General features: G+C 52.0%; 22 protein-coding genes. 16 read left to right on the forward strand and 6 right to left on the reverse strand.

Annotated features, from left to right (window positions below):
- Window positions 1-56: 56 nt before the first annotated feature.
- Entirely contained in the window at window positions 57-827 is a 771-nt protein-coding gene (locus ACLJR2_RS10460) for an SDR family oxidoreductase (RefSeq protein ID WP_001172804.1), read from the reverse strand.
- Window positions 828-981: 154 nt separating this feature from the next.
- Window positions 982-1,596 carry a multifunctional acyl-CoA thioesterase I/protease I/lysophospholipase L1 gene (gene tesA, locus ACLJR2_RS10465; RefSeq protein WP_001010574.1) on the reverse strand — a complete coding sequence of 205 codons (615 nt, stop codon included), beginning with the start codon at window positions 1,594-1,596 and terminating at the stop codon, window positions 982-984.
- Between tesA and ybbA the strand changes: the two genes are divergently transcribed.
- The 6 genes from ybbA (at window position 1,567) to ACLJR2_RS10495 (ending at window position 8,775) form a co-directional block, all read left to right on the forward strand.
- Window positions 1,567-2,253: a putative ABC transporter ATP-binding protein YbbA gene (gene ybbA, locus ACLJR2_RS10470; protein WP_001110598.1), complete on the forward strand. Its 687-nt coding sequence runs from the start codon at window positions 1,567-1,569 to the stop codon at window positions 2,251-2,253. The genes tesA and ybbA overlap by 30 nt on opposite strands.
- Entirely contained in the window at window positions 2,250-4,664 is a 2,415-nt protein-coding gene (ybbP, locus tag ACLJR2_RS10475) for a putative ABC transporter permease subunit YbbP (RefSeq protein ID WP_000561774.1), read from the forward strand. The genes ybbA and ybbP overlap by 4 nt, the downstream gene beginning before the upstream one ends.
- Before the next feature lie 185 nt (window positions 4,665-4,849).
- Window positions 4,850-5,983 (forward strand): porin, encoded by a 1,134-nt coding sequence (locus ACLJR2_RS10480; RefSeq protein ID WP_000152869.1) that lies wholly within the window; start codon window positions 4,850-4,852, stop codon window positions 5,981-5,983.
- A 256-nt stretch (window positions 5,984-6,239) separates the two neighbouring features.
- Window positions 6,240-7,070 carry a MetQ/NlpA family ABC transporter substrate-binding protein gene (locus ACLJR2_RS10485; protein ID WP_000524321.1) on the forward strand — a complete coding sequence of 277 codons (831 nt, stop codon included), beginning with the start codon at window positions 6,240-6,242 and terminating at the stop codon, window positions 7,068-7,070.
- A gap of 36 nt (window positions 7,071-7,106) precedes the next feature.
- Window positions 7,107-8,123, forward strand: a complete 1,017-nt coding sequence (gene sfbB / locus ACLJR2_RS10490; RefSeq protein WP_000569658.1) for a virulence-associated ABC transporter ATP-binding protein SfbB — start codon at window positions 7,107-7,109, stop codon at window positions 8,121-8,123.
- Window positions 8,116-8,775, forward strand: coding sequence for a methionine ABC transporter permease (locus ACLJR2_RS10495; protein WP_000342247.1), 660 nt, complete (start codon window positions 8,116-8,118; stop codon window positions 8,773-8,775). Before sfbB ends, ACLJR2_RS10495 begins: the two co-directional genes overlap by 8 nt.
- 38 nt (window positions 8,776-8,813) lie before the next feature.
- On the opposite strand, the gene mnmH is transcribed toward ACLJR2_RS10495, so the two are convergent.
- Window positions 8,814-9,908, reverse strand: coding sequence for a tRNA 2-selenouridine(34) synthase MnmH (gene mnmH / locus ACLJR2_RS10500; protein ID WP_001154068.1), 1,095 nt, complete (start codon window positions 9,906-9,908; stop codon window positions 8,814-8,816).
- A 69-nt stretch (window positions 9,909-9,977) separates the two neighbouring features.
- Entirely contained in the window at window positions 9,978-10,904 is a 927-nt protein-coding gene (gene allS, locus ACLJR2_RS10505) for an HTH-type transcriptional activator AllS (RefSeq protein ID WP_000460169.1), read from the reverse strand.
- 226 nt (window positions 10,905-11,130) lie between these two features.
- On the opposite strand from allS, the gene allA reads away from it, so the two are divergent.
- The 10 genes from allA (at window position 11,131) to glxK (ending at window position 22,974) form a co-directional block, all read left to right on the forward strand.
- Window positions 11,131-11,613: an ureidoglycolate lyase gene (allA, locus tag ACLJR2_RS10510; protein WP_000764659.1), complete on the forward strand. Its 483-nt coding sequence runs from the start codon at window positions 11,131-11,133 to the stop codon at window positions 11,611-11,613.
- 78 nt (window positions 11,614-11,691) lie between these two features.
- On the forward strand, window positions 11,692-12,510 hold the full coding sequence (gene allR, locus ACLJR2_RS10515) for an HTH-type transcriptional repressor AllR (protein ID WP_000141265.1): 819 nt from the start codon (window positions 11,692-11,694) through the stop codon (window positions 12,508-12,510).
- Window positions 12,511-12,594: 84 nt separating this feature from the next.
- Complete coding sequence (gene gcl / locus ACLJR2_RS10520) at window positions 12,595-14,376, forward strand: glyoxylate carboligase (RefSeq protein WP_001096868.1); 1,782 nt, start codon at window positions 12,595-12,597, stop codon at window positions 14,374-14,376.
- A gap of 12 nt (window positions 14,377-14,388) precedes the next feature.
- Window positions 14,389-15,165, forward strand: a complete 777-nt coding sequence (gene gip / locus ACLJR2_RS10525) for a hydroxypyruvate isomerase Gip (protein ID WP_000943591.1) — start codon at window positions 14,389-14,391, stop codon at window positions 15,163-15,165.
- Window positions 15,166-15,264: 99 nt separating this feature from the next.
- Window positions 15,265-16,143, forward strand: a complete 879-nt coding sequence (gene glxR / locus ACLJR2_RS10530; protein ID WP_000765815.1) for a 2-hydroxy-3-oxopropionate reductase — start codon at window positions 15,265-15,267, stop codon at window positions 16,141-16,143.
- 65 nt (window positions 16,144-16,208) lie between these two features.
- Window positions 16,209-17,456: an MFS transporter gene (locus ACLJR2_RS10535; RefSeq protein ID WP_000005070.1), complete on the forward strand. Its 1,248-nt coding sequence runs from the start codon at window positions 16,209-16,211 to the stop codon at window positions 17,454-17,456.
- Window positions 17,457-17,551: 95 nt separating this feature from the next.
- A complete protein-coding gene (locus ACLJR2_RS10540) occupies window positions 17,552-19,006 on the forward strand; it encodes an allantoin transporter (protein ID WP_000401060.1) in 1,455 nt (484 codons plus the stop codon).
- A 78-nt stretch (window positions 19,007-19,084) separates the two neighbouring features.
- A complete protein-coding gene (gene allB, locus ACLJR2_RS10545) occupies window positions 19,085-20,446 on the forward strand; it encodes an allantoinase AllB (RefSeq protein WP_000006865.1) in 1,362 nt (453 codons plus the stop codon).
- Between the two features lie 58 nt (window positions 20,447-20,504).
- A complete protein-coding gene (locus ACLJR2_RS10550) occupies window positions 20,505-21,803 on the forward strand; it encodes a uracil/xanthine transporter (RefSeq protein WP_000484505.1) in 1,299 nt (432 codons plus the stop codon).
- Between the two features lie 22 nt (window positions 21,804-21,825).
- Complete coding sequence (gene glxK / locus ACLJR2_RS10555; protein ID WP_000706329.1) at window positions 21,826-22,974, forward strand: glycerate 3-kinase; 1,149 nt, start codon at window positions 21,826-21,828, stop codon at window positions 22,972-22,974.
- 79 nt (window positions 22,975-23,053) lie between these two features.
- Here the strand turns inward: glxK and allE are convergent, their stop codons facing one another.
- Window positions 23,054-23,839 (reverse strand): (S)-ureidoglycine aminohydrolase, encoded by a 786-nt coding sequence (gene allE / locus ACLJR2_RS10560; RefSeq protein WP_000540987.1) that lies wholly within the window; start codon window positions 23,837-23,839, stop codon window positions 23,054-23,056.
- Between the two features lie 10 nt (window positions 23,840-23,849).
- A complete protein-coding gene (allC, locus tag ACLJR2_RS10565) occupies window positions 23,850-25,085 on the reverse strand; it encodes an allantoate deiminase (RefSeq protein ID WP_000589769.1) in 1,236 nt (411 codons plus the stop codon).
- Window positions 25,086-25,101: the final 16 nt, after the last annotated feature.

Consider the following 25,101-nt stretch of genomic DNA (forward strand, 5'->3'; position numbering starts at 1 on the left):
GTCGCTCTCTTTTGTCTGTGTCACGTTTACATGGGGGCTGACTGGCGCGCTTCAACTCAGCTTTGTAAAATTTTATCCAGCATCCGGCCCGGCAATAGGCGTTTCAGCGCCATCACCGCCCAGGTGACCAGCGTAACGGGATAGCGCAGCCTGGGTTTATCGCTTGCAAAAGCATGACGGACTTTCGCTACTACCGCGTCAGGATCGCGGGTGAAACGTGCGGCGATGCCGGGATTTTCTACCGGTTTATCACGCTGCGTCTGGTTAACGTTATCCGTAAAACGGGTACGAATCGGCCCCGGTTCTATCAGGCTCACTTTAATGCCTGTGTGCCGTAGCTCCATACGTAGCGCGTCAGACCAGGCTTCGAGCGCATATTTGCTGGCGGCGTAAGCGCCGCGCCCTGGGGTGGAAATCAGCCCCATCACCGATGAGGTCATCACAATGCGTCCTTCGCCATGCGGCAACATGGCGGGAAGTAAGCGCATAGTAAGCTGATGCGCGCCGAAGAAATTACTGGAAAACTGTTGCTCCATCTGCTCACGGCTGATGGTGGAAAGGGGGCCATACACGCCGTAGCCGGCATTGTTAAAGATCCCATACAGACGATTATCGGTCAGGGCGATCACTTCATCGGCGGCACGATCCACGCTTTCAGGGGAGTCGAGATCGATCAACACGCCGGTAAATCCCATACTGTTCATCCGGGCGACATCATCAGGTTTGCGGCAGCCCGCCAGGATTTGAAAGCCCTGGCGTTTAAGTTCAAGCGCGCTGTCCAGACCGATTCCGCTGGAACATCCTGTTATTAAGACCGATTTTTGCATAACTTTACCTGTCAGGATCTCCGTTGATTTAAGAGTCGTGGTTAACTATATCCGTCATACTTCAAGTTGCCTGTGCGTTCGTTTACTCCAGTCACATAGGTATCTATGCTCCTGGAAATTCTCTTACGTGCCGCCTTCATGCAACTCGAATTATTCAGGAGAGAAAAGGGGTCAACTGCTTCGCCATCCAGTCGGCAATAAACGGCTGGGCGTCGCGGTTGGGATGAATGCCGTCATCCTGCATCCACTGCGGTTTCAGATATACCTCTTCCATAAAAAACGGTAACAGAGGAATATCGAACTCTTTGGCGAGCTTAGGATAAATGGCGCTAAAGGATTCATTATAACGGCGACCGTAGTTAGCGGGCAGATGAATTTGCATCAGTAACGGTTGGGCATCGGCGGCTTTCACCGTCTGAATGATTTTACGTAGCGTCTGTTCGGTTTGCGCAGGCGCAAAACCGCGTAGGCCATCGTTGCCGCCAAGTTCCACCACTACCCAGCGCGGGTGATGCTGTTGCAACAGCGCCGGCAAACGCGCCAGTCCCTGCTGCGAGGTATCACCGCTTATACTGGCATTAACGACCGACGTTTTGTTTTGCCATTTATCATTAAGGAGCGACGGCCATGCCGCGCTGGCGGCCATACGGTAACCGGCGCTGAGACTATCGCCCAGAATTAATAAGGTGTCTGCGGCGGCGGCACGGAAAGTTAACAGGATCAAAAACAGGAAGGGCAAATGCCAGCGGAAAACAGTGTTGAAGTTCATCGTCTCAGGAAGTCCGTCGGTCAGGGTGAGCATGAGCTTTCCATCCTTACCGGAGTTGAACTGGTTGTCAAACGCGGCGAAACCATTGCGCTGATTGGCGAATCAGGATCGGGAAAATCTACGCTGCTGGCGATTCTCGCCGGACTGGATGACGGCAGTAGCGGAGAGGTCAGTCTGGTCGGGAAACCGCTTCACCAGATGGACGAAGAGGCGCGGGCGCAGCTTCGCGCTCAGCATGTCGGTTTTGTTTTTCAATCCTTCATGCTTATTCCTACGCTTAACGCGCTGGAAAACGTTGAGCTACCGGCCCTGCTACGCGGTGAAAACAGCGGTCAGAGTAAGGCGGGGGCGAAAGCGCTGCTCGAACAACTGGGACTGGGAAAACGGCTTGACCACCTTCCGGCACAGCTTTCCGGCGGCGAACAGCAGCGTGTAGCGCTGGCGCGCGCGTTTAACGGGCGTCCTGATGTGCTGTTTGCCGATGAGCCGACGGGCAACCTTGACCGTCAGACCGGAGATAAAATCGCCGACCTGCTATTTTCGCTTAACCGCGAGCACGGCACCACGCTGATTCTGGTGACGCACGACCCGGCGCTGGCGGCGCGCTGCGACCGGCGGCTGCGGTTGGTCAACGGTCAGTTACAGGAGGAGGCATGATAGCTCGCTGGTTCTGGCGCGAATGGCGCTCGCCGTCGCTGATTATTGTCTGGCTGGCGTTGAGTCTGGCGGTGGCCTGCGTACTGGCGCTCGGCAGTATCAGCGACCGGATGGAAAAAGGGTTAAGTCAGCAAAGCCGCGAGTTTATGGCAGGCGATCGGACGCTGCAAAGTTCGCGGGAGGTACCAAAGGCCTGGCTTGAAGAGGCGCGTAAACGCGGCCTTAACGTGGGCGAGCAGTTAACCTTTGCGACCATGACGTTTGCCGGCGATACGCCGCAACTGGCCAGCGTGAAGGCGGTAGATAGCGTTTATCCGATGTACGGCGAATTGCAAACCCGTCCAGGCGGAATGAAACCGCAGCCGGGTAGCGTACTGCTGGCGCCGCGTCTGATGGCGCTGCTTAATTTGAAAACGGGCGATACCATTGATGTCGGCGACGTGACCTTGCGTATTGCCGGTGAAGTGGTGCAGGAGCCGGATTCCGGGTTTAACCCTTTTCAGATGGCGCCGCGTCTGATGATGAATATGGCCGATGTGGCAAAAACCGGTGCGATACAGCCGGGGAGTCGCGTGATGTGGCGGTATAAATTCGGCGGAACGCCGCAACAGCTTGCTGGCTATGAAAGCTGGCTGTTACCGCAGCTTAAACCGGAACATCGCTGGTACGGACTGGAGCAGGATGACGGGGCATTGGGGAAATCGCTCGAACGTTCGCAGCAGTTTTTGCTGCTTTCGGCGTTATTAACGCTACTGCTGGCGGTAGCTGCCGTCGCGGTGGCGATGAGCCATTACTGCCGTAGCCGCTACGATCTGGTGGCGATTTTAAAAACGTTGGGCGCGGGCCGGGCCCAGTTGCGTAAACTTATCATCGGACAGTGGTTGATGGTGCTGGGGCTTTCCGCCGTCACGGGAGGCGCGATTGGGTTACTGTTTGAAAACATATTGTTGGTGCTGCTAAAACCGGTACTGCCCGCCGATTTGCCGCCCGCCAGCCTGTGGCCCTGGCTGTGGGCGCTGGGCGCGATGACGGTCATCTCTCTGCTGGTCGGTTTACGGCCTTATCGATTGTTGCTGGCGACCCAGCCGCTACGGGTGCTGCGCCGCGATGTTGTCGCTCGCGTCTGGCCGTTAAAAATTTATTTGCCTGTCGCCTGCGCCGTCGTGGTGGCGTTGCTCGTCGGATTGATGGGCGGAAGTATGCTGTTGTGGGCGGTTCTGGCGGGCGCCGTGATACTGGCGCTGCTGTGCGGTCTGGTGGGCTGGATGCTGCTTAACGTGCTGCGCGGCATGACGTTGACGTCGCTACCGCTGCGTCTGGCCGTCAGCCGACTTCTGCGTCAGCCGTGGTCAACGTTGAGTCAGCTTTCGGCGTTTTCGCTTTCGTTTATGCTGCTGGCGCTCTTGCTGGTGCTGCGCGGCGACCTCCTTGATCGCTGGCAACAGCAGCTCCCGCCGGAAAGTCCGAACTATTTCCTTATCAATATTGCTTCAGAACAGGTCGCGCCGCTGAAAGCCTTTTTGGCGGAACATCAGGTGATCCCGCAGACGTTTTATCCGATTGTGCGGGCGCGGTTAACGAAGATAAACGGTAATCCGACGGAAGGTCAGCAGGATGAGTCGCTCAACCGTGAACTGAATTTGACCTGGCAGGATACGCGCCCGGCGCATAATCCGCTGGTCGCCGGTCACTGGCCGCCAAAATCGGGCGAAGTCTCTATGGAAGAGGGGCTGGCGAAGCGGCTGAACGTCAAACTCGGCGATAGCGTAACCTTTATGGGCGATACCCAGGCATTTAGCGCTAAAGTCACCAGCCTGCGTCAAGTGGACTGGGAAAGCCTGCGGCCCAACTTTTTCTTCATTTTTCCTTCCGGGGCGCTGGACGGGCAACCGCAAAGCTGGTTGACCAGTTTTCGCTGGGAGAATGGCAACGGCATGTTAACGCAGCTTAACCGCGAGTTTCCTACCGTCAGCCTGTTAGATATCGGGGCGATCCTGAAACAGGTGGGACAGGTGCTGGAGCAGGTCAGTCGGGCGCTGGAGGTGATGGTTGTGCTAGTCACCCTCTGCGGCATGTTGCTATTACTGGCCCAGGTACAGGTCGGGATGCGTCAGCGCCATCAGGAGCTGGTGGTGTGGCGCACGTTAGGAGCCGGAAAGAAACTGTTGCGTACCACACTCTGGTGCGAATTCGCCATGCTGGGGTTAGTTGCCGGGCTGGTCGCCGCGATTGGCGCGGAAACGGCGCTGGCGATCTTACAAATCAACGTTTTTGATTTCCCCTGGGAGCCGGACTGGCGTTTATGGGGCGCACTGCCGTTTTGCGGCGCGCTGCTGCTTTCAGTATGCGGCGGCTGGCTTGGCGTTCGTTTGCTGAAAGGCAAAGCGCTATTCCGCCAGTTTAGCGGATGATTCATGATGTGAATAATTTCGCGCCGGTTTTTAAAACGGCGCGTACTTTTTTAGTCGCACAAATTGATAACTCCTTGATTTTTAGTAGCACAAATCATTAAAAAATACACAACACGTAAGGTTTTATAACAGTTATTATTTGCCTGCTAAATGATTTGGATTGGCTATCTATCAAGGAAAATATAATGACAATTAAAATAACAGCGTTGGCGGCATCGATCGGCGCGGCAGTGGCTTTCATGCCTTTCGCCACTCAGGCGGAAATCACCGTTTTAAAACAAGATCCCCAGGCGGGTAATCCACTCAGCCGACTCAATTTCACCGTCGGCGGGAGTATTCGTCCGCAGTTCCAGAATATGACCGGCAATGACGGCGCGAACGGTTATAAACGTAATGGTTTTGATGGCGGGACGCGTTTCCGCTTCGCCGCGGATTATTATCTGTTTGATGATATCAGTTGGATTAGCTATTACGAGCTGGGCGTCAATATCCCTGCGGTATTTGACTGGGATAACCATTATGCGAAGGGCGCGACTGATACCACTCGCCGTATGCTGTATACCGGCTTCAAGAGCGCGACGTGGGGAACGCTGACCTTCGGTCAACAGAACAGCATTTATTACGATGTGGTGGGCGTAAAAACCGATATCTGGGATTACGACATGATAGGTCAGGCGCCGGGCAACGGGATTAACGGCGACTACGATGGTTCTTATCGCACGCGTAAGTCATTGAAGTATAAGAAAAGCATTGGCAATGTCGATCTCTACGCATCTTATCTGTTCAGCGACGATTATAATGCCAATAACGGCCTGAATTACAAACGTAAAGGCGGCGGTTCTTTAGGCGCGGATTACCATCTCACCGACGATCTGACCTGGGGGACGGCATGGAACTATACCCGTGCGGAGATGCGCGGCAACGGCAATAAAACTTACGATCAAAATATTGTCGGTACCGCGTTAAGCTGGACGCCGGAAAACTGGACTATCGCCGCAGGCGGCGGTTGGTATCAGAACTTTATGACGACCAAAAAAGTGTCTGTGAATGATTACTTTGCCGGCGATGCGTGGGGTCTGGAATATTTTGTCGGTTACGCTTTCCCGATTGGTCAGTATGCCGTGAAAGCTATTCAACCGTACTTTATGGGCGACCGCATTGAATATGTGAATGGCCGCGACTATCTGCGCACCGATAACGGCGTGGGGATCACCTTCCAACTGGATTATGGTTTCCGCGTTGATTATGAACATGTTTTCACCTCCAGCACTGACAATCTGGGCGATATGAACCTGGTGCGTCTGCGTTACGATTTCTAAAGCGTTTTCCTCTGCCGGATGTTGGCGTTAAGACCTCTTATCCGGCATTTCCCTCTACGCCATTCCCGCCTGACACACGCCTGAGCGCCTGCCTCGTACATTTAACGACACACCAGGAAACATCATGAAATAATTTCAAGGACAGCAGGCTGTGATCTGTGTCATGTTAAGAAATAGCCTTTCGTTTGGGCCAAAACAGACGATGCCGCATGAACGGCATCCGGCACAGCATCACACTATTTAAAATGGAGAAATTATGGGATTGCGTCAGAGTTTACGCATTGCGGCCAGCACGCTATTACTGGCCTGCGGATTACAGTTTGCCCATGCCAATAGTTCCCCGCAAACGATCGTATTTGGCGTCGCGCCAGGGCCGTATGGCGATATGGTGAAGCAGGCGATTGCGCCGACATTAAAAGAAAAAGGGTATAAGGTTGTGGTGCGCGAGTTTAGCGACTATGTCCAGCCCAATATGGCGTTAGCTAACGGCAGCATTGACGCCAACCTCTTTCAACATACCCTCTATTTTGACAAATTCACCGCTGACAAAGGGCTGAAGCTCAGCAAACTTATTGTGGTACCGACCGCCGGGATGGGCTTCTATTCACGTAAAATCAACAGTCTGGATGCGCTTAAAAAAGGGGACATTATTACCCTCTCCAACGATCCGACTAACCTGGCGCGCGGCCTTCGCTTCCTGCAATCGTTGGGGCTTATCACGATTAAGGACAATATCGATCCGACCAAAGCCTCTGAACGAGATATCGCCAGCAATCCAAAAGGACTGGTTTTCAAACCGCTGGAAGCCGCACAGCTACCGCGCACGCTGGATGGCGTGACCGGCGCGCTGGTTAACGGGAACTTTGCGGTGGCGGCAGGACTCGATCTCTCCAGCGCGATTAAGCAGGAACACCTGGATGAGAATCTGAAAAATATCATTGCGGTACGCAGTGAAGATGCCGATAAGCCGTTTGCCAAAGATATTGTCGAGGCGGTGAAATCGCCGGCTTATCGCGCGGTCATCGACGATCCAAAGAATATTTATAGCGCCTTCCAGAAACCGGAATGGATGACCGCGACACCCTGATCGCAGCGGTAGCCATCCCCAATTTCTGAGGTGAATATGATTGAAATAGAAAAAGTCTGCGTCGATTTTACCGCCGGTCGCGGTACCCCCACGCGCGCGGTGGATGATGTGAGCCTGCATATCGCCGCGGGCGAGATTTTTGGCATTGTCGGTACCAGCGGCGCAGGAAAAAGCACTCTGCTGCGTACCCTGAACGCCTTAACGCGTCCCAGCCAGGGGCGCGTCAACGTCAACGGCGTGGAAATTTCGGCGCTGGACGGAAAAGCGTTACGCCAGGCGCGGCAGCGTATTGGTATGATTTTCCAGCATTTTAACTTAATGCATACCCGGACAGTGGCGCAAAACGTTGCGTTTAGCCTGAAAGCGGCTGGCTGGGAACGCAGCAAAATCGCGCCGCGGGTGGCGGAAATTTTAACGCTGGTGGGCCTTGCCGATAAAGCGAACCGTTTCCCGGTACAGCTCAGCGGCGGGCAAAAACAGCGGGTGGGGATAGCCCGCGCCATCGCTAACCATCCGGATGTTTTGCTGTGTGATGAACCGACTTCCGCGCTGGATCTGGAAACTTCCGCCACGATTCTGGCCCTGCTCAGACAGATCAACGCACAGCTCGGGATTACTATTGTACTGATCACCCATGAAATGAACGTGATCAAATCTATTTGCGATCGCGTGGCGGTGATGTCGGGCGGTAAGGTTGTGGAGTCGGGCGAGGTGTTTGATGTGTTTGCCCACCCGCAACACGCTTTCACACAGCAACTGGTGTCCCATACCCTTAATTTGACCCTGCCGGAACGTTTACGGGAACACCTGCCCGGGCAGTTGCTGAAAATTTTTTTTATCGGCGATTCGGCGGAGCAGCCGGTACTGTCAGAGGTGGCGATCAAGTTTGGCGTCGCGGTCAATATCCTGCATGGCAAGATTGAGTATATCGGCGAACGCGCGTTGGGCATTCTGGTGGTGCAATTAACCGCGCCGCATAATCCAACGGCGGTGGCCGCCGCCGTGGAGCATATCCGTCAACGTACCGCACAGGTGGAGGTGATCCGTGGATGATTTATTGCCGGATTTAACGCTGGCGTTCAATGAAACTTTCCAGATGTTGAGTATTTCAACGGTGCTGGCGATTCTTGGCGGTCTACCGCTCGGTTTTCTGATTTTTGTCACCGATCGTCATCTGTTCTGGCAGAACCGTTTTATTTATCTCGTCGCCTCGGTTCTGGTGAATATTATCCGCTCGGTGCCATTTGTTATTTTACTGGTGCTGTTACTGCCGCTAACGCAGCTTTTGCTGGGCAATACCATTGGCCCGATTGCAGCCTCCGTCCCGCTGTCGGTGGCCGCCATCGCGTTTTATGCACGCCTGGTAGATAGCGCGCTCCGTGAAGTCGATAAAGGGATTATTGAGGCGGCGCTGGCATTCGGCGCTAGTCCGATGCGTATTATCTGTACCGTACTGTTGCCGGAAGCCAGCGCAGGGCTGCTGCGCGGCCTGACGATTACATTGGTAAGCTTAATCGGCTACTCGGCGATGGCCGGGATTGTCGGCGGCGGCGGGGTAGGCGACCTGGCGATTCGCTATGGCTACTACCGTTACGAAACCGAAGTGATGGTTGTTACCGTAGTGGCGCTGATTGTGCTGGTTCAGGTCGTTCAGATGCTGGGCGACTGGCTGGCAAAACGTGCCGACAAGCGCGACAGACACTAAGCCGGCTCAATGTAGCGTCAGCCGGCAATAAAAATAAGCTATTGCGCTTTTAGCCAGTTGGCAACGTCTTGCCATGGGCCGCGAAAAACGATATTCGCGGCTTTTTTCTCCAGTTGATAGCGATACATTGGGTTGTAATATTCGTTAAGTAGCGGAACCAGCCATGCCATATGGCCGTCGGTGCTGCCGCTGGATAATTGCTCCGCCAGCGCCCTATCCAGCGTGTCCGTCAGTTCGGCAAAGCGTTGCAACCCCAGACGGCGGCGAATAGCGAACAGTCCATGATGAAGATATTCACTATACGCCTGCCAACCGGCTTCATCGCCGTAGGCGTGGGTGAAGTCGTGATGCATACGGATGAAATACTCTTCACGCAGTCGTTCCAGACGAAGCGCAAACGGATCTTCCACTACCGCAATGGGGGCCTGCGCCATTCTTTCGCGTAAACACTCAGGTAGATGGTTGGCGCCGATCGTTCGCCCTTCATCTTCCAGTACCCACCTTTTTAGCGTCTGACGCGCGTTAATTTTCAGCAATTCAACGGCAAGTTTGTTTTCAAAACTGGCCTGGCTGAGCTGGGGTTTCAGCGTGCGGCCAAAAGAGGAGCCGCGATGACGCGCGAGACCTTCCAGATCCACGCCGTTGGGCTGTTGTCGCACCAGTTGCGTTTTGCCGCTGCCCGTACAGCCGCCAATTAAAAGTATCGGTTTTTGCGCCAGTTGCCAGGTCGCCTGAATTGCTGTCTGGCGCAGCGCTTTATAGCCGCCTTCAATAAGCGGGCAGTCAATCCCTGTTTCTTGCAGCCAACGTTGTACGATATGTGACCGCTGACCGCCGCGCGCGCAGCACAGATACCCGTTGGGGAAACGTTGATACGCGGCTTTCCAGGCCTCAAGCCGCTGCTGGCGAATGTCGCCGCAAACCAGCCGATGCCCCAACGCTAACGCCGCATCCGCGCCCTGACGTTTGTAGCAGGTGCCGACGGCGGCCCGCTCGTCATCCATCATCAATGGCAGGTTGATAGCGCCCGGCATGGCGCCCTGTTCAAACTCAATCGGCGCGCGTACATCAATTAAAGGCGTATCGGCAAGGAGGAGCGCGCGATAGTCCTGTGCTTTTTGTCTGTCTTGCATAACGTAAAACGTAACCTTAAATCATCCTTTGCGCTATTTTACGCGCCAATTCGCAAAGTGGCTTGATTTTTAACAGCGTACCGTGTTGAAAATGGATAAAAAACCGGCTATTTCGGGCTGTCGTTGGGTAAATAATTTCACAATGTCTTCTACCGCTTTGCCTCCGCCAAATTTATGCCAGGCGAGGCTTAACGGTGAGGGCGGACGCATCGTCGGAATGGTACAGCTCACCAGTTCGTTTTTGTCGATCAGCGTTTGACAAAGCGGCTGCGGGACAAAACCGATACCGACGCCTGCCAGATGAGCGGCGATTTTGGTTTCCATATCAGGCACGATAATTTCCTTCTGCCCCGGAAGGCGCCAGGCTACCCGCTTGGTCAGCGTACGCGCGCTGTCTTCGATATTAATTGCCGGGAAACGGCGCAACTGCGCTTCTGTTAGAGGCCCGCTGACGTGAGCTAAAGGATGATCCGCAGACATCACAAAACGCCATTGTACGGAACCTAAAGGGTCGAGCATAAAGGTATTAGCCAACGGTTCGGTGCCAGTTACGCCAATCGCCAGCGAAAAACCTTCATACAGGAGCGAATCCCAGACGCCCATATAAATTTGCCGGGAAAAGTGAAACTGAGTGAAGGGGTAACGCGCATTAAGCCACGATAAGAGACTGGCGACCGCTTGCGGGCTATAGAGCAGGTTATTCACCACAATATTGACCTGACGCTCTACGCCGTCGTTAACCTGGCGTAGCTCGTCAGGCATGCTATCCAGCCACGCAAGCCAGTCTTTTGCCTGAGAGAGAAGGTGAGAGCCCGCCGCCGTCAACGAGACGCTTCGCGTTGTGCGAAAGAACAGCCCTACGCCGGTATTTTCCTCCAGCAGTTTGATGCGGTAGCTAATGGTTGCCGTGGTTTTACACAGGCGCTCCGCCGCTTTGGAGAAACTCCCCGTTTCGGCAACGCTGATAAAGGTACGCAGTGTTTCCGGGTCAAACATCGTCAGACGCCTCCTTACGATCCTGATAAAACCAGAATTGTTTTCCTATGATTTTTAAGTAGTTTTACATAATAGCCATGTTTGATTTGTGGTCTAAATCTACTTTTGGAAAAATATTCCAACTTTTATGTTGATGTTAAATCCCGAAGGTTTTAGATTGCATGGTATTGAAACCGGACAGAGTCCAAACCGCGGTTAAACGGAATCGAGCTACAAGGGAAAAATAATGAAACTTGAGGTATTACCGTTAGATCAGAAGACGTTCAGCGCTTATGGCGATGTTATTGAGACGCAGGAACGAGACTTTTTTCATATAAACAATGGGTTAGTTGAGCGATATCACGACCTGGCGAAGGTTGAAGTTCTGGAGCAGGATCGCACGCTGATCAGTATTAACAGGGCGCAACCGGCAGCGATGCCTATTGTGGTACATGAACTGGAACGTCATCCTTTAGGTACGCAGGCGTTTGTGCCGATGAACGGCGAGGCTTTTGTCGTTATTGTCGCGCTCGGCGATGATAAACCCGATCTCTCCACGCTGCGGGCGTTTATTAGCAATGGACGGCAGGGCGTCAATTATCACCGTAATGTATGGCATCACCCGCTGTTTGCGTGGCAGACGGTTACCGATTTTCTGACGGTGGATCGCGGTGGCAGCGATAACTGTGATGTTGAAAGTATCCCGACACATGAACTCTGTTTTGCGTGACGCTATTGGCCTTCTTGCATAAGATGAACATATTGTTCATTGTTTATGCTCATATTTTGGGCCGGAGTTAACGTAAATATGACGGAAGTAAGACGACGCGGCAGGCCAGGACAGGCAGAGCCGACTGCGCAGAAAGGCGCTCAGGCGCTGGAGAGGGGCATAGCGATATTGCAATATCTCGAAAGAAGCGGCGGCAGTTCATCAGTTAGCGATATTTCCGGCAGCCTGGATTTACCGCTTTCTACGACGTTTCGCCTGTTAAAGGTACTGCAAGCGGCTGATTTTGTGTACCAGGATAGCCAGCTTGGCTGGTGGCATATTGGTTTAGGCGTATTTAATGTGGGCTCTGCGTATATTCATAATCGCGATGTCCTCTCGGTGGCCGGACCCTTTATGCACCGACTTATGCTGCTTTCTGGCGAGACGGTCAACGTAGCGATTCGCAACGGTAATGAAGCGGTGTTAATCGGTCAAAAGGAGTGCAAATCGATGGTCAGAATGTGCGCGCCCTTAGGGAGTCGTCTGCCGTTACATGCTTCCGGCGCCGGAAAAGCGCTGCTTTACCCGCTCACCGAAGAAGAGCTGGTGGGGATCGTCGTCAATACCGGTTTGCGGCGGTTTACGCCGACCACTCTGGTGGATTTACCTATCCTGCTTAAAAATCTGGAGCAGGCGCGTGAACAGGGCTACACCGTCGACCAGGAAGAACATGTTGTCGGGCTGAATTGTATCGCCTCCGCTATCTATGACGATGCGGGCAGCGTGGTCGCCGCTATCTCAATATCGGGACCGGCTTCCCGGCTGACGGAAGATCGCTTTATCAGCCAGGGGGAACTGGTACGGGATACCGCGAAAGACATCAGTACGGCGCTTGGGCTAAAACCCCCTGTAGCCTGAGCCGCATCCCGCTCGCTGGAGCGGGACTTTTTTAAAATTTTTAAAAGTTGGAAACTTTTTCCAATAAAAAGAGGTAGCAATAAAATGGCAAAAATGAGAGCCGTGGATGCGGCAATGTATGTGCTGGAAAAAGAAGGTATCACCACAGCATTCGGCGTTCCTGGGGCTGCAATCAACCCCTTCTATTCTGCAATGCGTAAGCATGGAGGCATTCGCCATATACTGGCGCGTCATGTGGAAGGCGCTTCGCATATGGCTGAGGGCTACACACGTGCGGCGGCAGGTAATATTGGGGTCTGCCTGGGCACTTCCGGCCCGGCGGGAACCGACATGATCACCGCACTCTATTCCGCTTCTGCCGACTCTATCCCGATTTTATGCATTACCGGTCAGGCGCCACGAGCGCGTCTGCACAAGGAAGATTTCCAGGCAGTCGATATTGAAGCGATTGCAAAACCAGTCAGCAAGATGGCAGTGACGGTTCGTGAGGCGGCGCTGGTGCCGCGCGTATTACAACAGGCTTTTCATCTGATGCGCTCAGGCCGCCCAGGTCCTGTGCTGGTTGATTTACCGTTTGATGTCCAGGTTGCGGAGATCGAATTCGATCCGGATATGTATGAGCCGCTACCGGTATATAAGCCAGCCGCCAGCCGCGTACAGATTGAAAAGGCGCTGGAGATGCTGATTCAGTCCGAGCGCCCGGTAATTGTCGCGGGCGGCGGGGTTATTAACGCCGACGCCGCGCCACTGCTGCAGCAGTTTGCCGAACTGACCAGCGTACCGGTGATCCCTACTCTGATGGGCTGGGGCTGTATCCCGGACGATCACCCCTTAATGGCGGGGATGGTCGGCCTGCAAACGGCGCACCGCTACGGTAACGCCACTCTGCTGGCATCTGATATGGTTTTTGGCATCGGTAACCGTTTTGCTAACCGTCATACGGGGTCCGTTGAGAAATATACTCAGGGGCGAAAAATCATCCATATCGATATTGAACCGACGCAAATTGGCCGCGTGTTGTGCCCGGATCTGGGCATCGTTTCTGACGCCAAAGCGGCGCTAACGTTGCTGATCGATGTTGCGCAGGAGATGCAAAAAGCGGGGCGTTTGCCATGCCGGAAGACCTGGGTGGACGAATGCCAGCAGCGTAAACGGACTTTGCTGCGTAAAACCCACTTTGACAACGTGCCAGTGAAGCCGCAACGCGTCTATGAAGAGATGAACAAAGCCTTTGGTCGCGATGTGTGCTATGTCACCACCATTGGATTGTCGCAAATCGCGGCAGCGCAGATGCTGCATGTGTTTAAAGACAGACACTGGATCAACTGCGGCCAGGCGGGGCCTCTTGGCTGGACAATCCCAGCGGCATTAGGGGTATGTGCTGCCGATCCGCAACGCAATGTGGTGGCGATTTCCGGCGATTTCGACTTCCAGTTCCTGATCGAAGAGTTAGCCGTCGGCGCGCAGTTTAACATTCCGTATATCCATGTGCTGGTTAACAACGCTTATCTTGGCCTGATTCGCCAGTCGCAACGCGCATTTGACATGGACTACTGCGTACAGCTCGCCTTTGAAAATATCAACTCCAGCGAAGTGAATGGCTATGGCGTTGACCATGTAAAAGTGGCGGAAGGGTTAGGCTGTAAAGCAATTCGTGTCTTTAAACCGGAAGATATTGCGCCTGCATTTGAACAAGCCAAAGCGCTAATGGCGCAATATCGCGTTCCGGTGGTGGTGGAAGTCATTCTGGAACGCGTAACCAATATTTCCATGGGCAGCGAACTGGATAACGTAACCGAGTTTGAAGAGGTTGCGGATAGTGCGAAAGATGCGCCAACAGAAACCTGTTTTATGAAATATGAGTAAGGGAGGTAATCGATGTTACGTTTCTCTGCCAATCTTTCTATGCTGTTTACGGAATATGATTTCCTGGAACGCTTTGATAAAGCGGCGTTGTCGGGATTTCGCGGCGTGGAATTCATGTTTCCCTACGATAACGATATCGAAGTGTTAAAACGTAAGCTCAGGGATAATAATCTGGAACATACGTTACATAATTTACCGGCTGGCGACTGGGCGGCTGGCGAACGTGGAATTGCCTGTATTCCTGGGCGCGAAGAAGAGTTTCGCGATGGCGTAGCGGCCGCAATCCGCTATGCACGTGCGTTAGGTAATAAGAAAATAAATTGTCTGGTGGGTAAAACGCCGTCAGGATTCTCCGCAACGGAGATCCACGACACGTTGGTCGAAAACCTGCGCTATGCGGCAAATATGCTGGCGAAAGAAGACATTTTATTACTTATCGAACCTATTAATCACTTTGATATGCCGGGATTCCATCTCACCGGCACTCAACAGGCGTTAGCATTAATTAAGGATATCGGCAGCGATAATATCAAAATTCAGTATGATATTTATCACATGCAACGCATGGAAGGGGAATTAACGCAAACCATGACGGCATGGGCCGATAAAATAGGCCATTTACAGATTGCTGATAACCCGCGTCGCGGCGAGCCGGGGACCGGGGAAATTAATTATGACTTTATTTTTAATGTCATTAAACAGTCTGGTTATGATGGCTGGGTTGGCTGTGAATATAAACCACTGACTACCACGGAAGCGGGATTATCGTGGATTAATCAGTACCGTTAAAACGCAGAATAATTCGGGCAGCGCTTTTTTTCCACTGTGTTGGAAGGGGATTGTGTTGCCTGAATCTGGAAACACCGAAAGCAATAAAAGAGGTTGTATATGAAACTGGGATTTATTGGCCTGGGAATTATGGGCTCGCCAATGGCTATCAATTTGGCACGCGCCGGTCATCAATTACACGTTACGACTATTGGTCCGGTCGCGGACGAACTGCTCTCGCTGGGGGCGGTAAATGTTGAGACTGCACGTCAGGTAACTGAATTTGCAGACATTATCTTCATAATGGTGCCGGATACGCCGCAGGTTGAAGAGGTGTTATTTGGCGAACACGGTTGCGCTAAAACATCGCTTCAGGGAAAAACCATCGTCGATATGAGTTCTATTTCTCCTATCGAAACCAAACGTTTTGCCCAGCGCGTTAATGAAATGGGCGCTGATTACCTGGATGCCCCGGTTTCCGGGGGAGAAATCGGGGCGCGTGAAGGCACTCTGTCGATTATGGTTGGCGGCGAGCAGAAAGTCTTTGACCGCGTTAAACCGCTCTTTGACATCCTGGGAAAAAATATCACCCTGGTGGGCGGCAATGGGGATGGGCAAACCTGTAAGGTGGCTAACCAAATTATTGTTGCGCTGAATATTGAAGCGGTTTCTGAAGCCTTAGTGTTTGCTTCAAAAGCAGGTGCCGATCCGGTACGCGTGCGCCAGGCGTTAATGGGCGGGTTCGCCTCTTCACGCATTCTGGAAGTTCACGGCGAGCGGATGATCAACCGGACGTTCGAGCCTGGTTTCAAAATCGCGCTTCATCAGAAAGACCTTAATCTTGCATTGCAAAGCGCAAAAGCGCTGGCGCTGAATTTACCGAATACGGCGACCTGCCAGGAATTATTCAATACCTGTGCGGCAAATGGCGGGAGCCAGCTTGATCATTCGGCAATGGTACAGGCGCTGGAATTAATGGCCAATCATAAATTGTCCTAATTATGTGTATCGCTGCGGCTGCAGCGATACCTGTTCACAAGGAACACTCTGTAAAGGTGAAGAACATGAGTGAAACTAAAAAATCCGGAATTGATTACTGGAAACAAATTGTTGTCGTAATGAGTCTGGGCTGGGTAGCGATTTGGATCTATCGCACCGTGCTTACGCCAATTTATCCAGAAATTCAGGCATCTTTAGACAATGTAAGTAATGCTGAAATAGGCGCCATTGCAAGTTTTTACTTTTTTGCTTACTGCAGTATGCAAATCCCTTGCGGAATATTGGTCGATAAATTCGGTCAAAAAATCATGCTGATGGCCGGATTTACGCTTTTTATTATTGGTACACTCTGTATCGCGAAAGCCAATGGCCTGACCATGATCTATATAGGGTCGCTAATGGCAGGTGGCGGATGCGCTTCTTTCTTTAGCTCGGCTTATTCACTCTCTTCGGCAAACGTGCCGCAGGCCCGTCGGGCATTAGCCAACGCGATTATCAACAGCGGGTCGGCTATAGGGATGGGGATTGGCTTAATCGGTTCCAGCGTATTAGTAAAAAACATGAGCATGGCCTGGCAAAATGTACTGTATATCGTGGCCGCGATATTAGTAATCATGCTGTGCGTCTTTACGCTGATCATTCGCGGTAAAGCCAAAAGCGACTCTGCGCAAGCGGAAAAGCAAACCCAAACCGTTACGGAAGATGAGAAACGCGCACCTTTATTCTCTGGTTTATTGTGTAGCGTTTACTTCCTCTATTTCTGTACCTGCTACGGTTACTATTTGATAGTGACCTGGCTGCCCTCTTATCTCCAGACTGAAAGAGGATTTGATGGCGGAGCTATCGGGCTGGCATCAGCGCTGGTGGCGGTGGTTGGCGTACCGGGGGCGTTATTTTTTAGCCATCTGTCAGATAAATTCCGTAACAGTAAAGTTAAGGTTATTCTCGGTCTGGAAATTGTGGCGGCAGCAATGTTGGCGTTTACGGTTTTGTCCCCGAATACCACGATGCTGATGGTCAGCCTGACGCTATACGGCTTGCTGGGGAAAATGGCGGTAGACCCGATCCTGATCTCCTTTGTATCTGAACAGGCTTCGGCAAAAAGTCTGGGAAGAGCTTTCAGCCTTTTTAACTTCTTTGGCATGAGTTCAGCGGTTGTCGCTCCAACGTTGACCGGATTTATTTCGGATGTAACGGGGTCGAAGGAGATCAGTTTTGTGATTTCAGCTTGTTTAGTGGTTACCGGAACGCTGATCTTTGCTGTCGTCACTTTATATAAAAAGAAAGCAACGCAACGTATTGCTTCAGCTTAAAAATAATTATATCTACTGTTTCTTTATTTTATATTTATTTGTTCCTCATAGCTAAACCCATAACAACGTTATCCGATGCGTGAAAAGAGGGATTTATGGAACATCAAAGAGAGCTATACCAGCAGCGCGGTTATAGCGAAGACTTATTACCTAAAACAGAAACCCAACGAAACTGGAAGGCATTTAACTATTTCACCTTATGGATGGGATCTGTACATAACGTGCCAAATTACGTTATGGTCGGCGGTTTTTTTATACTGGGGCTATCAACATTTAATATCATGTTGGCCATTATTATCAGCGCATTATTTATTGCGGCGGCGATGGTAATGAATGGCGCGGCAGGCAGCAAATATGGTGTTCCTTTTGCTATGATATTGCGAGGTTCTTACGGCGTCCGCGGCGCGCTATTCCCTGGATTATTGCGAGGGGGAATCGCGGCAATTATGTGGTTCGGCTTACAATGTTACGCGGGATCGCTGGCATTTCTTATTTTGATTGGGAAGATCTGGCCAGGATTTCTGACATTAGGCGGAGATTTCAAGCTGCTGGGTCTTTCACTGCCAGGACTAATTACTTTTCTAATTTTTTGGATTATTAACGTTGGCATCGGTTTTGGCGGTGGTAAAGTATTAAATAAATTTACCGCTATCCTCAATCCATGTATTTACATTGTCTTTGGCGGCATGGCTATTTGGGCAATATCGCTGGTCGGCATTGGCCCGATTCTGGACTATCTGCCTTCAGGCGTGCAAAAAGCAGAGCACAGCGGCTTTCTGTTCCTGGTGGTGATTAACGCCGTAGTCGCCGTCTGGGCTGCGCCAGCGGTAAGCGCGTCCGATTTCACGCAAAACGCGCATTCATTTCGCGCTCAGGCATTGGGACAAACATTGGGGCTTATCGTAGCGTATATATTATTCGCCGTAGCCAGCGTGTGCATTATTGCCGGAGCCAGTATTCATTATGGTATGGATACCTGGAACGTGCTGGATATTGTGCAGCGCTGGGACAGTCTGTTTGCTTCATTCTTTGCGGTGCTGGTGATTCTGATGACGACAATTTCAACCAACGCTACCGGTAATATTATACCTGCGGGGTATCAAATTGCGGCGCTTGCCCCGACAAAGCTTAACTATAAAAATGGCGTAATGATTGCCAGTATTATCAGTCTACTGATTTGTCCATGGAAATTAATGGAGAATCAGGACAGTATTTATCTGTTCCTCGATATTATCGGCGGTATGCTTGGCCCGGTAATCGGCGTAATGTTAGCTCATTATTTTGTGGTAATGCGTGGAAAAATTAATCTTGATGAGCTGTACACCGCCAGCGGTGATTACAAATATTATGATAATGGATTTAACCTGACTGCATTTTCAGTCACCCTGGTCGCAGTCATTCTGTCATTAGGCGGCAAGTTTATACCATTTTTGGAGCCTTTATCCCGCGTGTCCTGGTTTGTAGGCGTAATAGTTGCGTTCGTTGCTTATGCGCTATTGAAGAAACGCACGGGTTTTGAAAATACAGGAGAGCAAAAACTCGCAGGTTAAATATTGAAAAAGCATTAAGCGTATTTAATGAAGTGTGCGCTATTTAAAAACTATCTGTATCCATACAAGGAGTTTGTTATGTCTTTTGATTTAATTATTAAGAACGGTACTGTCATCTTAGAAAACGAAGCGAGAGTTATCGATATCGCCGTCCAGGGCGGAAAAATCGCCGCGATTGGCGAGAACCTGGGGGAAGCGAAAAATGTGCTGGATGCGACGGGATTGATCGTTTCGCCGGGCATGGTTGACGCGCATACCCACATTTCTGAACCGGGCCGTACCCACTGGGAAGGCTATGAAACCGGTACGCGCGCGGCGGCGAAAGGCGGTATTACCACGATGATTGAGATGCCGCTCAATCAGCTGCCGGCGACGGTCGATCGTGAGACGATTGAGCTCAAGTTTGACGCGGCAAAAGGTAAATTGACCATCGACGCCGCGCAGCTGGGCGGTTTGGTTTCTTATAACCTGGATCGGCTGCATGAGCTGGACGAAGTGGGCGTTGTCGGCTTCAAGTGCTTTGTCGCCACCTGCGGCGATCGTGGCATCGATAATGATTTTCGCGACGTTAATGACTGGCAGTTTTACAAAGGCGCGCAAAAACTGGGGGAAATGGACCAGACGGTACTGGTACATTGCGAAAATGCTCTGATTTGCGATGAGCTGGGCGAGGAAGCTAAACGCGAAGGACGCGTAACGGCGCATGATTATGTCGCCTCACGTCCGGTATTTACTGAAGTGGAAGCCATTCGTCGCGTGCTGTATCTGGCGAAAGCGGCAGGTTGCCGTCTGCACGTTTGCCATATCAGCAGCCCGGAGGGGGTAGAGGAAGTAACGCGCGCGCGTCAGGAAGGTCAGGATGTCACCTGTGAATCGTGCCCGCACTATTTTGTCCTCGATACCGATCAGTTCGAAGAGATTGGCACCCTGGCAAAATGTTCTCCGCCAATTCGCGACCAGGAAAACCAGAAAGGAATGTGGGAAAAACTGTTTAACGGCGAAATCGACTGCCTGGTATCCGACCACTCTCCATGCCCTCCGGAAATGAAAGCAGGCAATATCATGCAAGCATGGGGTGGAATTGCCGGACTGCAAAACTGCATGGACGTCATGTTTGATGAAGCGGTGCAAAAACGCGGTATGTCGTTGCCGATGTTTGGCAAATTAATGGCGACCAACGCCGCCGATATTTTTGGTCTGAAACATAAAGGACGTATTGCCCCCGGCAAAGATGCTGACCTGGTCTTTATTCAGCCTGACAGCAGCTATGTTCTGAAAAATGAAGATCTGGAATATCGCCATAAAGTCAGTCCGTATGTTGGCCGTACTATTGGTGCGCGTATTACCAAAACGATTTTGCGCGGCGATGTTATTTATGACATCGAGCATGGCTTCCCTGTGCCGCCAAAAGGTCAGTTTATCCTTAAACATCAGCAGTAATCCGGTGTGATTTAATGCCCGTCGTCACGACGGGCATTCTCTATTTTAAGGTGTGGATATGTTCCCTGTTATTAACCGCGAAAGTGTATTGTCCGGCTTTCAGTGGTTTTTCTTTATTTTCTGTAACACGGTTGTGGTTCCCCCTACCTTGCTGTCCGCTTTTCATCTTCCCGCTGATAACCTGTTAATGCTCACACAATACGCTTTTTTGACCACCGCGTTGGCCTGCCTGGTTCAGGCATTTTGCGGCCATCGCCGCGCCATTATGGAAGGGCCGACAGGGTTGTGGTGGGGCGCTATTCTTACGATTACGCTTGGCGAGGCGTCTCGCGGCACGCCGCTGAACGATATCGCCTCCAGCCTGTCGGTCGGGATTGCGATCTCCGCGATGGTGACGATATTTATCGGCATTAGCGGGTTAGGACACCGTCTGGCTCGCCTGTTTACGCCGGCGGTAATGGTTTTTTTCATGCTGCTTTTGGGCGCGCAGCTGACCTCAATATTTTTTAAAGGCATGCTGGGGCTGCCTTTTGGCATTGCCGATACCAGCGCCAGAATCAAATTGGCCCCCTTTGGGTTGGCGGTCGCGGTGATGTGTTTTATCCTCGCAATGATTATTTTCCTGCAACAGCGTATCTCCCGTTACGCGTTACTGGTAGGGACCGTGGTCGGGTGGGGGCTATGGCGGTTATGCTTTCCTTCATCACACTTACCGCCGGGTGAATTAAGCTGGCGATGGTTTCCGCTGGGCAGCCACGGCACGCTGATGCCGGGTATTATTGTGACGGCGGTGATGACGGGGTTAGTCAACATCAGCAACACTTACGGCGCCATCCGCGGTACCGATATCTTTTATCTGCATCAAGGGTCGGGCAGTTCTCGTTATCGCCGAAGCTTTATGATTTCCGGACTGATGACGTTAGTGACGGTGCCTTTCGCGGTCGTGCCTTTTTCGCCTTTTGTATCTTCCATTGGTTTATTAACGCAAACCGGCGACAGTTCTCGCAAATCCTTTATCTGCGGTAGCGCGCTGTGTCTGCTGGTTGCCATTATAACGCCGTTAACCCGCTTATTTTGCGCTATTCCACTGGCGATCAGCAGCGCCGTTATGCTGGTCTCTTATTTACCTTTACTTTATTCCGGTTTGGTTTTTAGCCAGCAAATTACGTTTACCGCGCGGAATATTTATCGCCTGGCATTACCGCTTTTTGTCGGCATTTTTTTGATGGGGCTTCCTCCGGTCTATTTACAGGATCTTCCACTGATGATTCGTCCTCTGCTTAGCAACGGATTACTGGTGGGAATCTTACTGGCAGTGCTTATGGAAAATCTTATTCCGTGGGAACGCATTAAATAACGTGAGAAAACAAGGAGACATGATGAAGATTGTAATTGCGCCAGATTCATTTAAAGAGAGCTTAAGTGCTGATAAATGCTGTCAGGCTATTAAAGCGGGATTTTCAACCGTATTTCCTGATGCGCGCTATGTTTGTTTACCGATCGCCGATGGCGGAGAAGGAACCGTGGACGCAATGGTGGCTGCGACCGGCGGGAAACGGGTTTCTGTGGACGTTAGCGGGCCGATGGGGGAAAAAGTAAACGGATTTTATGGCCTGACCGGCGACGGCAAAACGGCGATTATTGAAATGGCGGCGGCGAGCGGATTGATGCTGGTGGCGCCCGAGGCGCGTAATCCGCTGCTGGCATCCAGTTTCGGCACCGGCGAATTGATTCGTCACGCCCTGGACGCGGGGATTCGCCATATTATTCTGGGTATCGGCGGCAGCGCCACGGTGGATGGCGGAATGGGAGTAGCGCAGGCGCTCGGTGTGCGTTTTCTGGACGCGCAGGGAACGCCGCTTGGCGCCGGAGGGGGCAATTTATCGCGCCTGGCGAGCATTGACCTGCAGGCGTGCGATCCGCGAATTTCAGAGTGTCGTATTGAGGTCGCCTGTGATGTTGATAACCCGTTGGTGGGGCCACGCGGCGCGGCGGCGGTATTCGGTCCACAGAAAGGGGCGACGCCTGAAATGGTTGAGACGCTGGAAAATGGATTACGTAATTATGCCCGTGTTTTACATGCCCTGACCGGACGCGACATGTCTCAAATACCGGGCGGTGGAGCGGCCGGAGGAATGGGGATTGCTGCTATCGTCTTCCTGGAAGCGGAAATGAAGCCCGGTATTGAGATTGTTATGCAGGCGGTGAAGTTGGAGGAGGCGGTAAAAGAGGCCTCGCTGGTGATTACCGGAGAAGGGCGAATCGACTCGCAAACGGCGGGAGGAAAAGCGCCGATAGGCGTTGCGTCAGTGGCGAAACGGCATCACGTCCCGGTTATCGGCATTGCCGGCGTACTGGGCGACGGCGTGGAAGTGGTCCATCGCCACGGTATTGATGCGGTATTCAGTATTTTGCCGCGGCTGGCGCCTTTGCCGGAGGTTCTGGCGAACGGTGAACAAAATCTCTACCACAGCGCCTGTAATATTGCCCGCGTCATCAAACTTGGCCAGGATATCGGGACTCGTTAAGCATAAAAAAAGCCACGGTTCTCACCGTGGCAAAATCCAACATAGCTAAATTAAAAATAATCAGGAGGGCTGTCCGCCGTTAAATCATAACGTCGCGGTTACAGTCTTTGGAGTAGATGTAGCTAAATGCTTCGCCACGACCTACACCGTATCCGGCCTGCAGGGAATAAGCGCCCATGAAGATGTAGTCGCCTTTTTTCACTGGCACCCAGTTGTTGTCGAGGTTATAAACTCCCTGGCCGGAAAGGATATAAGCGCCATGTTCCTGGACGTGGGTTTCAATATAGCCGTGGCTGGCGCCCGGTTCGAACGACAGAATATGCATATTCATATCGAAGCCCAGCTCTTTAGGCAGGAAATCCAGCAGAATAACATCTTCCATGCCTTCATAATGAATACGCTCCAGCTGGCTGGCGTTGCCGGAAACCAACCACGGGGCATGCCCCTCGACAGGAGTATAGCGGCGTTTATATAAAAATAGCTGGCTGTCTTCCGTTTGAGCGTTGCTAAAGGTCATCATCTCGCCCGGTGGACAATAGAGGTATCCGCCCTGGGTTAAAGAGAGTGTTTTTCCTTCTGCTTTAGCTTCAATATTTCCCGTAATGACATAGAGAAAAGTTTCAATCCCCTCGCCGCCAAAGCCCTGCTGGTTGCCGCCATTCTGATGTAAGGTGACCAGATAATCGACGAAAGAAGCACCCAGCTTCGGCGTCGAAAGGATGGTGACGTCACAGTTTTCAAATCCGGGAATAATATTTTTCACCAGACCGTCCGGCGTTAAGAGCGCATAGTTACCGTGTTTCACAATGGCGCGGTTCGCCAGTAAATCATCGCGGTAACCCGTGACGTTATTCAGATATCCCATTGATGGCTCCTTATTTTTGCCAGGCAAGTTGATGCAGCATTAATGCCAGAGTTTTGACCCCTTCAGCAAGGTCATTAATGTTGGTACGTTCCGCCGGGTTATGGCTGATACCATTAATGCTGGGGACGAAAATCATACAGGTAGGGACGCGCGGCGCGAAAATTTGCGCGTCATGACCTGCGCCGCTATGCATTATGCGATAGTTCAGTTGTTCGGTTTCACACAGCCTGGTGAGGGCCGCGACCAGTTCGGCGTTCATCGGCACCGGCGCTTCGTCCATCCACAAATCGATATCGATGCTGATATCCATTTCATCGCAGATTGCGCGCATATCGTTTTCCAACTGTTCGGTAAATTCGCGAAGTACCGCGGCGTCCGTATGCCGGCAATCGATTGTAAATGTGGTTTTTCCAGGGACAACATTGACCGTATTCGGCTGCGGCTCAACTTTGCCGAACGTTAATACCAGGGGATCGCCATGCTGTTTGGCTTTTTCAATGGACTGACTGCAAATACGACTGAAGGCATGCACCGTATCGCGACGATAGCCCATTGGCGTTGTGCCTGCATGGTTGGACTCGCCGTTGAGCGTCACCGTGTAGCGACGTTGCCCGACGATGGCGTTGACGACGCCAATCGACTGTCCGTTGCTCTCCAGAACGCAGCCTTGCTCAATATGCAATTCAACAAAGGCGCGGATATCGGTTCGCGCGGCGAGCGGCGCGGCGGGAAGGGTAAATCCGCACGCCTGCATAGCGTCGACAAAGCCTGTGCCTTTGGCGTCCTGGATATGGCGTACCTCTTCAGGATTCGCCAGGCCAAAAATGTTCTTGCTGCCCCAAAAAACGTAAGGGAAACGGCTGCCTTCTTCCTCAGCCATTGACACTACCTCGACGGTGCGCAGCGGCGCGCCGTAGGTCGCTTTTAGCCAGTCGAGCGCCAGCCAGGCGGCAAGCGCGCCGAATTGCCCGTCCAGATTGCCGCCGTTGACGACCGTATCAATATGCGAACCGCTTAAAATCACCTGCTCCGGAAATTGTGTGCCGCAAAGGCGGCCATATAAATTTCCGACGTCATCAAAGCGTGTCTCCAGACCGCTTTCTGCCATTCGCTTTTTAAACTGCTGCTGTGTTTCCAGCCACTCAGGCGAATAAAGTAAACGCGTCATTCCACCCGTAGGATCGGCTCCAATGGAAGAGAGCCAGGGCAATGTTTCTTCTATCGCGTGGCGAAAATGCTTTATCATAGAAAATTCCTGTTTC

The sequence above is a fragment of the Salmonella sp. SAL03688 genome, assembly GCF_046551895.1.
In the GTDB taxonomy this organism is placed as follows: Bacteria; Pseudomonadota; Gammaproteobacteria; order Enterobacterales; family Enterobacteriaceae; genus Salmonella; species Salmonella enterica.

Excerpts from the sequence above, each read along its gene's own strand:
- ACLJR2_RS10460 (WP_001172804.1), bottom strand. The coding sequence starts at position 827 with ATGCAAAAATCGGTCTTAATAACAGGATGTTCCAGCGGAATCGGTCTG.
- ybbA (WP_001110598.1), top strand. The coding sequence starts at position 1,567 with ATGCCAGCGGAAAACAGTGTTGAAGTTCATCGTCTCAGGAAGTCCGTC.
- tesA (WP_001010574.1), bottom strand. The coding sequence starts at position 1,596 with ATGAACTTCAACACTGTTTTCCGCTGGCATTTGCCCTTCCTGTTTTTG.
- ybbP (WP_000561774.1), top strand. The coding sequence starts at position 2,250 with ATGATAGCTCGCTGGTTCTGGCGCGAATGGCGCTCGCCGTCGCTGATT.
- ACLJR2_RS10480 (WP_000152869.1), top strand. The coding sequence starts at position 4,850 with ATGACAATTAAAATAACAGCGTTGGCGGCATCGATCGGCGCGGCAGTG.
- ACLJR2_RS10485 (WP_000524321.1), top strand. The coding sequence starts at position 6,240 with ATGGGATTGCGTCAGAGTTTACGCATTGCGGCCAGCACGCTATTACTG.
- sfbB (WP_000569658.1), top strand. The coding sequence starts at position 7,107 with ATGATTGAAATAGAAAAAGTCTGCGTCGATTTTACCGCCGGTCGCGGT.
- mnmH (WP_001154068.1), bottom strand. The coding sequence starts at position 9,908 with ATGCAAGACAGACAAAAAGCACAGGACTATCGCGCGCTCCTCCTTGCC.
- allS (WP_000460169.1), bottom strand. The coding sequence starts at position 10,904 with ATGTTTGACCCGGAAACACTGCGTACCTTTATCAGCGTTGCCGAAACG.
- allA (WP_000764659.1), top strand. The coding sequence starts at position 11,131 with ATGAAACTTGAGGTATTACCGTTAGATCAGAAGACGTTCAGCGCTTAT.
- allR (WP_000141265.1), top strand. The coding sequence starts at position 11,692 with ATGACGGAAGTAAGACGACGCGGCAGGCCAGGACAGGCAGAGCCGACT.
- gcl (WP_001096868.1), top strand. The coding sequence starts at position 12,595 with ATGGCAAAAATGAGAGCCGTGGATGCGGCAATGTATGTGCTGGAAAAA.
- gip (WP_000943591.1), top strand. The coding sequence starts at position 14,389 with ATGTTACGTTTCTCTGCCAATCTTTCTATGCTGTTTACGGAATATGAT.
- glxR (WP_000765815.1), top strand. The coding sequence starts at position 15,265 with ATGAAACTGGGATTTATTGGCCTGGGAATTATGGGCTCGCCAATGGCT.
- ACLJR2_RS10535 (WP_000005070.1), top strand. The coding sequence starts at position 16,209 with ATGAGTGAAACTAAAAAATCCGGAATTGATTACTGGAAACAAATTGTT.
- ACLJR2_RS10540 (WP_000401060.1), top strand. The coding sequence starts at position 17,552 with ATGGAACATCAAAGAGAGCTATACCAGCAGCGCGGTTATAGCGAAGAC.
- allB (WP_000006865.1), top strand. The coding sequence starts at position 19,085 with ATGTCTTTTGATTTAATTATTAAGAACGGTACTGTCATCTTAGAAAAC.
- ACLJR2_RS10550 (WP_000484505.1), top strand. The coding sequence starts at position 20,505 with ATGTTCCCTGTTATTAACCGCGAAAGTGTATTGTCCGGCTTTCAGTGG.
- glxK (WP_000706329.1), top strand. The coding sequence starts at position 21,826 with ATGAAGATTGTAATTGCGCCAGATTCATTTAAAGAGAGCTTAAGTGCT.
- allE (WP_000540987.1), bottom strand. The coding sequence starts at position 23,839 with ATGGGATATCTGAATAACGTCACGGGTTACCGCGATGATTTACTGGCG.
- allC (WP_000589769.1), bottom strand. The coding sequence starts at position 25,085 with ATGATAAAGCATTTTCGCCACGCGATAGAAGAAACATTGCCCTGGCTC.